The organism is Hymenobacter sp. YIM 151858-1, from assembly GCF_025979705.1.
Classification (GTDB): domain Bacteria; phylum Bacteroidota; class Bacteroidia; order Cytophagales; family Hymenobacteraceae; genus Solirubrum.
Genome location: NZ_CP110136.1, coordinates 1761722 through 1774265 on the forward strand (window position 1 = coordinate 1761722; position 12544 = coordinate 1774265).

General features: G+C 60.9%; 9 protein-coding genes and 1 tRNA gene. 4 read left to right on the forward strand and 6 right to left on the reverse strand.

The features are described from left to right. Nucleotides 1–140 precede the first annotated feature (140 nt). Complete coding sequence (locus OIS50_RS07850; protein WP_264693758.1) at nucleotides 141–2831, forward strand: cation-translocating P-type ATPase; 2691 nt, start codon at nucleotides 141–143, stop codon at nucleotides 2829–2831. Between the two features lie 180 nt (nucleotides 2832–3011). Here OIS50_RS07850 and OIS50_RS07855 read toward each other — a convergent pair whose 3' ends face one another. Beyond that, entirely contained in the window at nucleotides 3012–3362 is a 351-nt protein-coding gene (locus OIS50_RS07855) for a thioredoxin (protein ID WP_264693759.1), read from the reverse strand. 170 nt (nucleotides 3363–3532) lie between these two features. On the opposite strand from OIS50_RS07855, the gene OIS50_RS07860 reads away from it, so the two are divergent. Continuing rightward, nucleotides 3533–5146: a sensor histidine kinase gene (locus OIS50_RS07860; protein ID WP_264693760.1), complete on the forward strand. Its 1614-nt coding sequence runs from the start codon at nucleotides 3533–3535 to the stop codon at nucleotides 5144–5146. Further along, nucleotides 5124–6179, forward strand: a complete 1056-nt coding sequence (locus OIS50_RS07865; RefSeq protein ID WP_264693761.1) for a response regulator — start codon at nucleotides 5124–5126, stop codon at nucleotides 6177–6179. Before OIS50_RS07860 ends, OIS50_RS07865 begins: the two co-directional genes overlap by 23 nt. Before the next feature lie 291 nt (nucleotides 6180–6470). Here the strand turns inward: OIS50_RS07865 and OIS50_RS07870 are convergent, their stop codons facing one another. The 5 genes from OIS50_RS07870 to OIS50_RS07890 form a co-directional block, all read right to left on the reverse strand. Further along, a complete protein-coding gene (locus OIS50_RS07870) occupies nucleotides 6471–7754 on the reverse strand; it encodes an acyltransferase family protein (RefSeq protein ID WP_264693762.1) in 1284 nt (427 codons plus the stop codon). Between the two features lie 310 nt (nucleotides 7755–8064). Beyond that, nucleotides 8065–8152, reverse strand: a tRNA-Ser gene (locus tag OIS50_RS07875). 36 nt (nucleotides 8153–8188) lie between these two features. Next, complete coding sequence (locus OIS50_RS07880; RefSeq protein ID WP_264693763.1) at nucleotides 8189–9298, reverse strand: asparaginase; 1110 nt, start codon at nucleotides 9296–9298, stop codon at nucleotides 8189–8191. Between the two features lie 112 nt (nucleotides 9299–9410). Continuing rightward, nucleotides 9411–10178: a TatD family hydrolase gene (locus tag OIS50_RS07885; RefSeq protein WP_264693764.1), complete on the reverse strand. Its 768-nt coding sequence runs from the start codon at nucleotides 10176–10178 to the stop codon at nucleotides 9411–9413. Nucleotides 10179–10406: 228 nt separating this feature from the next. Then, on the reverse strand, nucleotides 10407–11522 hold the full coding sequence (locus OIS50_RS07890; RefSeq protein WP_264693765.1) for a glycosyltransferase: 1116 nt from the start codon (nucleotides 11520–11522) through the stop codon (nucleotides 10407–10409). A 203-nt stretch (nucleotides 11523–11725) separates the two neighbouring features. Between OIS50_RS07890 and OIS50_RS07895 the strand changes: the two genes are divergently transcribed. Further along, on the forward strand, nucleotides 11726–12541 hold the full coding sequence (locus tag OIS50_RS07895) for an HAD family hydrolase (protein WP_264693766.1): 816 nt from the start codon (nucleotides 11726–11728) through the stop codon (nucleotides 12539–12541). Nucleotides 12542–12544: the final 3 nt, after the last annotated feature.

A 12544-nucleotide genomic window follows, 5' to 3' on the forward strand; every position in this document is an offset into this window, starting at 1 on the left:
AACCCGGCATCGGGGGCCCGCCCCAACACGTAAGTTATTGCTGACGAATATCATGGCAGGTGCCCGGGCCAAGCCGTTGCTTTGGGGCTGCCGCGCTTCGCACCAACGATAAAGGTGGTGCCGTATCAGTGCCTTAGCCTATGCCTGCTGCCTACTTATCAGCCCTTAGCCAGCAACTCGGCACCGATGCGCACCTGGGCCTAACCGATGCCGAGGCCCGGCAACGCCTGCTCCGCCACGGCCCTAATGCCGCCGATAATGCCCCGCGCGAAAGCCTTTGGGCCTTGGCCTGGCGCCAGCTGCGCAGCTTGGCCGTGCTGGTGCTGGCGTTGGCGGCGGGCATTTCGTTTGCCATGCACGATGCGCTGGAGGGCTATGCCATTTTGGGCGTAGTGGGGCTGAATGCGGCTATCGGTTTCTGGCTTGAGCTGCAGGCCAGGGCCTCCGTCGATGCCCTGCGGCGCCTCGATGTGGTAGTGGCGCAGGTGGTGCGCGGCGGGCAGCTGCGCACCATTGCCGCCACCGAGCTGGTACCCGGCGACGTGCTGCTGCTGGAAGCCGGCGACGTAGTGCCCGCCGACGCGCAGCTGATCGAGGCCAACAACCTGCAGGTAAACGAATCGGCCCTCACGGGCGAATCGGTGCCGGTAACGAAAAACCTGCGCGAGCCCGCCCCCAACAGCCCCCTGGGCGACCAAACCCACCGCGTGTTTAAGGGCACGGCCGTGGTCGATGGCAACGGCCGGGCGCTGGTAACCGGCACCGGCGCGCAAACCGAAATCGGCCGCATTATGGGGCTGGTGCAGCAAGCCGAGCGCAGCGCCACCCCACTCGAAAGCAAGCTTAACCACCTCGCCCGGCAGCTGATTGGGGTTTCGGTAGTGCTGGCGGCGGTGTACTTAGTGGGCGGGCTGCTGCAGGGGCAGCCGGCCTTGCGCTTGTTCAAAACCACCGTGGTGCTGGCCGTGGCCGCCATTCCGGAGGGCATGTCGATTGTGGCCACGCTGGCCCTGGCCTACGGCGTGCTGCGGCTGGCCCGCCGCAAGGTCATCGTAAAGCAGCTCACGGCCGTCGAAACCCTGGGCGGCACCAACGTTATCTTCACCGACAAAACCGGCACCCTCACCCGCAACGAGCTGGCGGTAGTGCTCGTGTGCCTTCCCGAAGGCAACATTGGGTTTCCGCGCGACGCCGCCCCTGAGCTGGCTTCGGCCCATTTGGGGCAAGTGCTGCGCGTAGTGCAGCTGTGCAACAACGCCCACTACGATGCCGCCACGGGCCACGAAGTGGGCGACCCGCTCGAGGTGGCCCTGCTGAAGCTGGTGGCGCAGCAAGGCGGCCGCTCGGAGCCCGTGCCACGCGTGGCCGAGCAGCCTTTCAGCGCCGATACCCGCCTGATGGCCACCGTGCACCAGCTCGGCCCGCACGCGTTTCTGACCTCCGTAAAAGGCGCCCCCGAAGCCGTGTTGCCCTTGTGCACGGGGCTCTGGCAGCCGGCTGGCCCCACCCCGCTTTCGGCCGCCGACCTAGGACGGTGGCAAACCCGCGCCGAGGAGCTGGCCCAAAACGGCCTGCGCACCCTGGCCCTGGCTTGCCGCACCACGCCCCAACCGCCGCACCCGCCGTTGGCCGGGCAGCTTAGCTTACTGGGCCTGATTGCCTTTCTCGACCCGGCCAGGGCCGAGGTGATACCGGCCCTGCAGGCTTGCCGCGAGGCCGGCATCAGCGTGGCCATGGTAACCGGCGACCACCCCGCCACTGCCCTGGCCATAGCGCGGCAAGTGCACCTAGGGCCGGCCGGCAACGCGGCCGTAGTGCACGGCACCGAGCTGCGCCCCCTGCCCGAGCTGAGCCCGGCCGAATGCCAGCGCCTGCACGCGGCCCGGGTGTTTGCGCGCGTGAGCCCGGCTCAAAAGCTCGACCTTGTTTCGCTTTTTCAGCAGCGCGGCGACGTGGTGGGCATGACGGGCGACGGCGTAAACGACGCCCCGGCCCTGCGCAAAGCCGATATCGGGGTAGCCATGGGGCAGCGCGGCACGCGCGTAGCCGCCGAAGCCGCCAGCCTCGTGCTGCAAGACGATTCCTTCGCCTCCATTGTGGCCGCCGTTGCCCAGGGCCGCGTCATCTTCGACAACATCCGGCAGTTCCTGCTCTACCTGGTTTCAAGCAACCTCAGCGAAGTGCTGGTGGTTACGGCCGTGGGCCTGCTCAGCCTGGCCGAGCCGCTGCGCCCTCTGCAGCTGCTGTTTCTGAACATGGTTACCGATGTGTTTCTGGCGCTGGCGCTGGGCTTAAGCGCCGGCCACCCCAACCTGATGCGGCGCCCGCCGCGCAAGCCGGGCACGCCCCTGCTCTCGGCCGCCGATTGGCGCCTGGCCGGGGCTTTCGCCCTCATCATCAGTGCGTGTTTGCTGGCCGCCTACCTGGGCCTGCGGCAAGTTGCGAGCATGGATGTGGTGCGCACGGCCCTTTTTTACGGGCTGGCGCTGGTGCAAACGCTGCACATCTTCAACATGGGCATTGGCTGGCAAACCCTGCGCAACCCGTATGCCTGGCTGGCCCTGGCAGCCTCGGTGGGGCTGCTTGCGGCTACCTACCTGCTGCCGCCGGTGCGCGCCGTGATGCACATCGAGGCGCTGCCGCCGGTGGGCTGGGCCTGGGTGGTGGGCTCGGCGGGTGCGGCCATGGTGCTGATGCAGGCCCTGAAGCTGTTGCTGCACCGGCTCGGCGCCAAGCATAGCACGCCCACCCCCCCGCCCGAAACGGCCGCCAGGCAGCCCAGCGAATCGGCCCCGGCGCTGGTGCCCGTCGGGGCAACTGCCCCCGACTGATACCGTCGGCTCTAGGTGCCGGCTGGCGCTTGGTTTGCCAGCAGCGGGCCCGCGAAGCAACACGCGGAGGCCATTGGCGCGCCGGCTTTCCGCCTTTGCGCCAACGGCCTCCGCACGTCGGGAATTACCGGTGCCGCCGGCCGGGCTGGCCGGCAGCGCACCTAGGGAGCCTGCTGCGTGTTACAGCACTGGCTGCGCATCGAGCGGGGCATTGCTTAGCTTGCTGAGCAGCACATCGGCCACGCCGTCGCCATCGGGCAGGCCCTGCTGGCGCCACAGCTCCACGCCGCGGCGCACCAGCACGCACGAGGGCAGCTCGGCGGCATGAAAGCTACGCACCACCGTGGGGTGGCTTACTTCGTCAATTTTCAGCACCCGGATGGCCGAGCCCAGCTGCCCCTGCAACAAATCAAGCGAAGCCTGTAACGAAACGTGGTGCTGCATGCCTTTAGCACTAACCACCGGCAGCAGCACCAGCAATACCGCCGCATCGGTGGGCGGGGGCATCGATTTGGATGAGGAGATGGTCATTGCTGGTTAGGTAATATTGCGGAAGTAAAATTGGGTTTTCCACCATAGCCTCGCTATGACATTCGTCATGCTTTGCAGTTGACAAGGGTCAGTTCGGCAATTTTGGGGCAAACCTTCGTACTCTAGTGTTCAGGCAGCCACCCCCTACGCAGCTGCCTTATTTTCTGCCCATGCCCAACAACCCCTATACCAATGCCCTAACCGACCTGCTCATCAACCAGGCGCAGGAGTTCATTGGCATTTATGACGCGGAGCAAGGCCGGTTTGTCCGCGCCAACGAGGCCGGCGCCCGGCTGCTGGGCTTTGCCTCCGAGCAGGAGTTTTTGCAGCGCAGCCCCGAGGCCTTGCCCCTGGCGCTGCCGGCCGGCACCACGTGGCCCATGCTACTGCACGAGGCGCAGCAAAACGGCCCGCTCGAGGTCGAAACCCGCTTGCCGCGCCCCTCGGGCGAAACCTGCCGCGGGCTGCTGGAGGTTACCTGCTTCGAGGCGGAGGGCCTGCGCTACCACCTGGTGCGGCTAAGCGAGCAAGGCCGCCTGCAGCAGGCCGAGCGCGAGCTGGCCCAGAGCGTAAGCCGTTTTGAGGCGGTGGTAGCCAACGCCACCATCGGCATCATTATGTGCGACCGGAGCGGCACCATCGTATCGGCCAACCGCCTCTCGGAGCAGCTGTTCGGCTACACGCCCGGCGAGCTGCTGGGCCAGCGCATCGAAATGCTGGTGCCCAGCGCCATCAGCCGCCACCACGAGTCGTTGCGCAAGTCGTTTAACGCGCACCCCTCGGTGCGGGCCATGGGCGCCCACCGCGGCGACCTGGAGGCCCAGCGCAAAGACGGCTCGGTGTTTCCGGTGGAGGTCAGCCTCAGCTACTTCAACCTCGACGACGAGCTGTACGTGGTGTCGTACATCATCGACATCACCTATAAAAAAGAAGCCGAGCGCGAGCTGGTGGCGCAGCGCCAACGCGTGGAGCGCCTCAACGCCGAGCTGGAGCAAAAGGTGGCCGACCGCACCCACGCCCTGCTGAGCACGCTTGAGCAGCTGGAGCAGCGCTCCGAGGAACTGGCGCAGGCCCTGGCCGCCGAGCAGGAGCTGGGCGAGCTGAAGTCGCGCTTCGTCTCGATGGCCTCGCACGAGTTTCGCACCCCGCTCACGGCCGTGCTTACCTCGGCCACGCTTATCGAGAAATACCCCGGCGGCGACCAGCAAGACAAGCGCCTGAAGCACCTGCAGCGCATCCGGGCCTCGGTAAACCACCTCAACGACATCCTCGAAGAGTTTTTGTCGGTAGGCAAAATCGAGGAAGGCAAAATTGAAGCCCGCCCCGTGAGCCTCGATTTGGCCACCCTGCTCACCGAAACCATTGCCGACGTGCAGGGCATGCTGAAGGCGGGCCAAACCATCGACAAAGCGGTGGCCTGCCCCGGCCCCGTACGCCTCGACCCCTCGCTGCTGCGCAAAATTCTCGTCAACCTGCTGTCGAACGCCATCAAGTACTCCGGCGAAAACTCGGTGGTAACCGTGCGGGCCGATTGCAACGGCAACCGCCTGCTGCTGAAGGTGCAAGACCAGGGCGTGGGCATTTCGCGCGACGACCAGGAGCACCTGTTCGAGCGGTTCTTCCGGGCCCGCAACGTTACCAACGTGCCGGGTACGGGCCTAGGTCTCTATATTATCGGCAAATACCTGGAGCTAATGGACGGCCGCATCGAGCTGGAAAGCGAGCTGAACGTGGGTACCACCGTTACCATCACCATTCCCTATGAAAACCATCCTGCTGATTGAGGACAACGACCTCATTCGTGAGAACACCGCCGAAATTCTGGAACTGGCCGGCTACCACGTGCTCACGGCCGAAAACGGCAAAATCGGGGTGGAAAAGGCACTGGCCGCGCGCCCCGACCTCGTCATCTGCGATATTATGATGCCCGTGCTCGATGGCTACGGCGTGCTCAACATCTTCAACCAGAACCCGCAGCTGGCCGGCATTCCGTTTATCTTCCTGACGGCCAAAACCGAGCGCTCCGACATGCGCAAGGGCATGGAGCTGGGCGCCGACGATTACCTCACCAAGCCCTTCGACGAGGCCGAGCTGCTGAGCGCCGTAACCGGCCGTCTCAACCGCTTCAAGCACCTCAAGCCCGAGTACGACCTGCAGAGCGAAAGCGGCCTGAACGACTTCCTCGACGATGCCCGCGCCGTGGGCAACCTCGAGAGCCTTTCGGCCGACCGCAAAGTGCACACCGTGCGCAAAAAGCAGGAAATTTACTCCGAAGGCGACGAGCCCACCCGCCTGTACTTCGTGAAAGCCGGCCGCGTGAAAACCGTGAAGGCCACCGCCGGCGGCAAAGAGCTGATTACGGGCATTTACAACGCCGGCGAGTTTTTCGGCTACATGGCCCTGCTCGAGCAAACCAAGCACGGCGACTCGGCCGTGGCCGTGGATGACTCGGAGCTGGTGTATATCCCGAAGGACGACTTCACGCAGCTGCTCCTGCGCAACCCCGAGGTAGGCCAGCAGTTTATTCGCCTGTTAGCCGGCCGCGTAAACGAGCGGGAGCAGCAGCTCCTGGGCATGGCCTACAACAGCATCCGGCGCCGCGTGGCCGATGTGCTGCTGCGCATGCACGAGCAACCCAGCGCCGAGGGCGCCGCCGTAATCCAACTCTCGCGCGACGACATGGCCGCCGTAGTGGGCACCGCGCCCGAGTCGCTCATCCGCACGCTCAGCGAGTTCAAGCACGATGGCCTGATTGAGCTGACCAACAAAACCATTCGGGTGCTGCAGCCCGATAAGCTGCGCCGCTCTAACTGGTAGCCAAAGCAAAGAGGGGCCGCCCACGTGGGCGGCCCCTCTTTGCTTTACTGCTTAGGTACCCACATCTGGGGTTCCTTGCTTAGCGCAGACATACTAGCTAGACCGAGCGCAATTTGGCGCTGTTCCGTGCTGCTGATTTTTACTGGATAGCGCTGTTGCTTATTGCTTACCCCATTGCACACTAAAGTGTATTATCCGTTGGCCAGTTCAGGCAAGTCAAGTTAAGCTTGTAATACAGAAGTCCAGGTTTACCAAGTACACAACCGCCTAACGAGTAAGTATTGCAGCCACCTACATGAGCTTTTCTTTAAACCAAGGCTGCACCTTGCGTTCTAAAACCCATCCTACCAAAAGAACAATAAACAAATAAATTATTAATCTTATAGCGAACGACAGAACTGTACCTGTAAACACCGGCACTAAACTAAAAATAGACAGAATTGGAACATGAATAATATAAACTCCATATGAAATTAGACCTAGAGGCTTCAACTTATCTAAAATCAATCTTCCAGCAGACTCCAGATTAGAACTGAAGACATATGCCAATATTGATAATAAATAAAAAATAGAAGGAAAGAATACAGTATTATAAAGATCAGGCTGCTTTATCTTACCAGAAACGATATATGCCATAAGATACAATCCAGGAATAGAAAAAGCAATCAACTCAATAAAACGTTTGCCAAAGACAAATCGATTGGTGAAACAGAGTAGTAAAGGAACACAGTAACAAAGCAGGGATATATCAGAAAACACAATGGCACGATCAAAAAAATACGGAGCTTGAACCTCATTTACATCTAAACGAAGTGAAGCAAGAACAATACCCCCAAAGTTGAGCCTATGGAAACAAAGCATAAGCAGCAAGAAAGCTAGCATCACTCCATACTTTTGAGGTGTTTCGCTTTTTTTGAACCGGGTCATTAACAATCCTAAAAACCAAAAAACAGCTCCATAGGAATATGAAGCAAGCACCATGGGTTTGAGTTGCAAAGCATGAATAGTTAAACCAGTGCCTAAGAAAAATAGTGCTACCCACTCAGCCCGCCATTGTTTATAGGAAACTAATAAGAATAGTAAATAGTAAATTATTTCGTAACTCAGCGACCATAAAGGCTGGTTGAACGCAGGTACTTCTACTGCTAAGCCCTGCAAGAAAAACACCCAACCACCTACTGAACTTAATTGAATATATGCATTGTGCAATGACGCGACTAAAACCGTGGCTATTATTGCAAGAGCATACAATGGATAGAGCCGAACAAGACGCTTCTTAAGGTATAATTTACGCTCCTCGTTAGTTGTAATAGCTTTTCGATTTGCTAGCCCAATCACATAACCCGACAGCATAAAAAACACTATCACACTAAGGTGTCCCGGCATCGGAATTTGCCAAACGCCCTCAAGATTGTAGTTAGGGTCCAAGGAGGTTTCTGGCTTATATGCATGCTCTAGCACTACTAGGAATGCAGCTAAACCCCTCAAGGCTTCTAATGAGTAATCGAAATTTGCATTATGATTACTGCTGTTGGTTTGGTTGATTTGCAAAAGAGGAATTTGTTGGTTTATCACGTGAGAAATTTGGATTCAGAAATGAAATTTATATTTTCAACACTAATCAATACAAATAATCAATTAGCCCATACCAAAGATATATGATTCTCTAATCAACATACAACCATTTGATTGCTAATAATCAAAATTTTAATGCTAAATTTTTACAAGAAATTATTTACCACTAATTAAAAATACTATAAATTCACCAGCCCAAATTGACGCAAAGATGATGGGTGTAAGGTTAATACTGAACAACCTAGAAGAAATAATAAGTATCTAGTATTTACAAAAAACCCCGTCCCTAGGTCGGGAACGGGGTTTTCTGCAGAGAGGATGGGATTCGAACCCACGATGACCTTTTGGGCCATACACACTTTCCAGGCGTGCTCCTTCGACCACTCGGACACCTCTCTGGATGCGGAAAGCTGCGCAAAGTAACGCCGCTTTTCTCAGAAACGCAACCCGGCCTGCATAGGTTGGCTCGGGGAGATTTCGCCGCGCAGGTCTTGCATCAGCAAACGCCGGGTGGCGGCCACATCCAGACCCAGGCCCAGCACGAACATGAGTTTGGTGATAGCGGCCTCAGTAGTAATGTCTTCGCCACCGATTACGCCCAGGTCGGTGAGGTGGGCGCTGGTTTCGTAGCGGCCCTGGATTACGCGGCCTTCTTCGCACTGGCTTACGTTGAGCACGTGCACGCCGCGGGCGTGGGCATCGCGCAAGCATTGCAAAAACCACGGCGCGGTGGGCGCGTTGCCCGAGCCGTAGGTTTCGAGCACGCAGCCGCGGAGGTCGTCGGCACCTAGGGTAGCCCGCACCATGCGCTCGGTGATGCCCGGAAACAGCTTGAGCACGGCCACGCGGTCGTCGAGGTGCTGGTGCACGCGCAGGGGGCCCGCGGGCAGCAGGCGCACCAGGTTGTCGTTGAATTCCAGCTCGATGCCGGCCCGGGCCAGCGGCGGCAGATTTTCGCTTTTGAAGGCGGAGTAGTGCTGGCTTTCGACCTTTTTGGCGCGGGTGCCCCGAATCAGCACATCGTTGAAAAACACGCACACCTCGGGCACGCGCACAGTGCCAGCGCGCGGGTGGCGGGCAGCGGCAATTTCGAGGGCCGTAACGAGGTTGCGGCGGGCATCGGTACGGATGCGCCCCACCGGCACCTGCGCGCCCGTGAACACCACGGGCTTGCCTAGGTTCTCGAGCAGGTAGCTGAGGGCGGCAGCCGAGTAGGCCATGGTATCGGTGCCGTGCAGCACCACAAAGCCATCGTAGTGCGGGTAGTGCTCCGCCAGAAGGGCGGCCAGCTGCAGCCACTCGGCGGGCGTTACGTTGCTCGAGTCGATGGGCTCGGGCAAGCTCAGCACCGATACGCGCATGCCCAGCTGGCGCAGCTCGGGCATTTTCTTCTGGATCTGCCCGAACTTCATGGGCACCAGCTCGCCGCGGCGGTTTACCGACATGCCCACCGTGCCGCCGGTGTAAATCACCAGCACCGAGGCCACGGGGCCTGAATTGCCCGCGCCCTCGGCGGCATGCTCAACGATTATTTCTGGCTTCAAGAGGCAAATGGATGAGGTGGAAAGGAAGTAGCGCGGCGCGGTCGGCGAAGACGACCAGGCGGAACTGCGCGGTTGCGGGCCCAATCGGCGCGGTACTCAGCGCTACGGCGGGCTACAGGCTGAACAGTTCGCGGGCGGTGCGGGTCGTAGCCTCGGCCACTTCCTCCACGTCCTTTTTCATCAGCTCGGCTACTCGCTTGGCCACCAGGGGCAAGTAGCTGGGCTCGTTGCGCTTGCCGCGGTGCGGTACGGGCGCGAGGTATGGGCAATCGGTTTCGAGCAGCAGGTGCTCCAGCCCCAGGTGGGGCAGTACCTGATCTAGGCCGCCGTTTTTGAAGGTAGCCACGCCGCCAATGCCCAGCTTAAAGCCCAGCCTGATGGCACGTTCGGCCTCTTCGCGCGTCCCCGAAAAGCAGTGGAATACGCCCCGCAGCGTGCCGTCCTGGGCTTGCTCTACCAGCTCGGCGGTTTCGGCGAAGGCGTCGCGGGTGTGCAGCACGATGGGCAGTTTGTGCTTTTTGGCCAGATCGAGCTGCACGCGCAGGGCCTCCTGCTGCCAACCCAGGGTGGTTTTGTCCCAGTACAAATCGACGCCGCACTCCCCTACCGCCGCAAACGGGCGCTTGCCAAGCCAATCCTCCACTTGGTACAGCTCGCGCTCAAAGCCTTTGTGCACGTGGCACGGGTGCAAGCCCATCATGGCAAAGCAGTGCTGCGGGTGGCGCGCCTCGGTCTCGAGCATGGCATCGATGCTGGTGTGGTCGATGTTGGGCATGAGAATGGTGCTGACCCCGGCGGCGTAGGCGCGGTCGAGGGCCTCGTCGCGGTCTTCTTTAAACTGCTCGGCGTAGATATGGGCGTGGGAATCGGTCAGAATCACGGGTACGGGGCGGGTTAAGCGGAAGGCACGGCTTCACTGAACGTAAGCCGCGCGGCAAAGCTACGCAGGCTTGTGCTGAAGGAGGGCGGCAACTTGTCATGTCGAGCGGCCGCGAGACATCTGGGTCAGGGCACCGCTACGCAAGAATCAACCCAGATGTCTCGCGGCCGCTCGACATGACAGGTGGTTTTCACCTAGGGGTTTCACCCAAAACATGTCACCTCAACCCTACTCCCTATACATCCGCCCCTTCCAGTCGAAGGGCTTGCGGCTGAGGCGGAACCACGTCATGCCCACCGTTATGCCCACCGTGTACGCCTCAAACAACGGCAACAGCTGCAAGGGCGCTTTCAGGCCGGCTTTCCGGAAAGCACTGCTAGCCAACAGGGCTTGTGCCAGCATTTTAGCCCCGAGTATACCTAGGGCCACCGGCAGGCCCCACCCCCACACCGCCAGCAGCCAAGCCGGGTAAAAGCCCGCGTACAGCAGCAGCCCCACCCGAATACCGGCGGGCAGCTGCTCTACGCCGCGCAGCCAGCGGCGGCGCTGGTGCATCAGCTTGGCCCACGTGGCAATGGGCAGCGACTCGGCCAGCACCACGGGGTCGTACACGTTCAGCCAACCGTAGCCGCGGCGCAAAATGGCCTGAAACAGCTCGTAATCCTCGGTTACCGAAAAGGGCAGGTTTTCGTAGCCGCCGGTGGCCAGGTAGGCCTCGCGCGTGATGAGCATGTTGTTGCCCATGGCCGTAACGGGCTGGCCGCGGTCGGATACCATTTGCACCAAAGCCAACGACATCAGCCAATCGAGGCCCTGCAGCCGATCGAACAACCTAGGGCCGCGCACCACCGTGAGGCCGGTGATGGTGGCCATGCCGGGCCGCCAGTACGCCAGCAAGCCCTGCACCCAGGTGGGCGGCACGGCAATGTCGGCGTCGGTAATAAGGAAAAAATCGGTGGTGGCGAGGCGGGCCAGGTGCGCCAGCACGTTGGCCTTGCCGCGCGCCGTGCCCAGGTGCTCCTCGATGCGGATTACCCGAAACGTGCCCGCAAAGCCCTGCATGGTGGCCGCGGCCACGGCGGCCGTGGCATCAAGACTGCCGTCGTCGCCGAGCAATACTTCCAATTGTTCGTGCGGATAACGCAGTTGCCGGATGCTGCGCAGGCACCGGCCAATGGCTTGCTCCTCGTTGCGCGCGGCAATCAGGATGCTTACGCGCGGCACCGGCTCGGGCAACGGCTGCGGCCTGGGTGGGCGCCGCCGCGCAAACAGCCACCACGAGGTGAGCAGAATTCCAAACCACAGAATGAAATAGCCAAGCAACAGCTGATCAGCCAGCATCATACACAAACAGGCATCGGCCCAGGGAGTAGCCGCCTGACCGAGCAGGCAAAGATAGGCCGATGCCCCGCCCACCCGGCAGCTTGTGCGCCGTTCGGGCCGCCCATGTGCCCAACCAAGCTGCCTTCGGGCCCGAGCAAAACCACCGGCTACCCCGGCCGGGCAGCCGAAATGCTGTTCCTTTGCCCGGAAATCCCCCCGCGTACATGCCTTTTGCCGACATCAAACTGATTGCCACCGACGTCGACGGGACGCTGCTCAACTCCCGCCATGAGCTTAGCCCCGATTTTTACGCGCTGTTCGAACAGCTGAAAGCCCGGCAGGTGGTGTTTTCGGTGGCGAGCGGCCGGCAGTACCACAACCTGCGCAACCGCTTCGCCAGCATTGCCGACCGGGTGGTGTTCATCGCCGAAAACGGCAGCTACGTAGTCTGGCAAGATGAGCAGCTGCTGGTGCAGGCGCTGGCCCCCGGGGTGGTTACCGGTTTGCTGGAGCGGGCCCGCCAGCTGGCCGGCGTGCGGGTGGTGCTGTGCGGCAAACGCACGGCCTACATCGAGGAGGCCGCGCCCGAGTTCCGGGCTTTGATTCAGAAGTTTTACGATGCCGTGGAGCTGGTGCCCGATTTGCGGGAGGTTGCCGGCGACGAGTTTCTGAAAATTGCCCTGTGGGACGCGCGCGGCGCCGAAACCCACCTGCTGCCGCACTTCGCGCACTTGCAGGGCGAGCTGCAGGTAATGGTTTCGGGCCAGTATTGGCTTGATATTGCGCACGGCCTGGCCAGCAAAGGCCGCGCCCTGGCCGCGCTGCAGCAGCAATACGGCATTGCGCCGGCGCAAACCATGGTGTTCGGCGACTACCTCAACGACCTGGACATGATGCAGCAGGCGCAGTTCAGCTACGCCATGGCCAACGCCCACCCCCGGGTAAAGCAAGCCGCCCGCTACCAGGCCCGCAGCAACGACGAGTTTGGCGTGGCCGCCGTGCTGGCGCAGGTGCTGGCATCGATGAACGCCGGAGCCTAGGTC

Coding starts and splice junctions, on each gene's coding strand:
- OIS50_RS07850 (WP_264693758.1), top strand. CDS start 141: ATGCCTGCTGCCTACTTATCAGCCCTTAGCCAGCAACTCGGCACCGAT.
- OIS50_RS07855 (WP_264693759.1), bottom strand. CDS start 3,362: ATGACCATCTCCTCATCCAAATCGATGCCCCCGCCCACCGATGCGGCG.
- OIS50_RS07860 (WP_264693760.1), top strand. CDS start 3,533: ATGCCCAACAACCCCTATACCAATGCCCTAACCGACCTGCTCATCAAC.
- OIS50_RS07865 (WP_264693761.1), top strand. CDS start 5,124: ATGAAAACCATCCTGCTGATTGAGGACAACGACCTCATTCGTGAGAAC.
- OIS50_RS07890 (WP_264693765.1), bottom strand. CDS start 11,522: ATGATGCTGGCTGATCAGCTGTTGCTTGGCTATTTCATTCTGTGGTTT.
- OIS50_RS07895 (WP_264693766.1), top strand. CDS start 11,726: ATGCCTTTTGCCGACATCAAACTGATTGCCACCGACGTCGACGGGACG.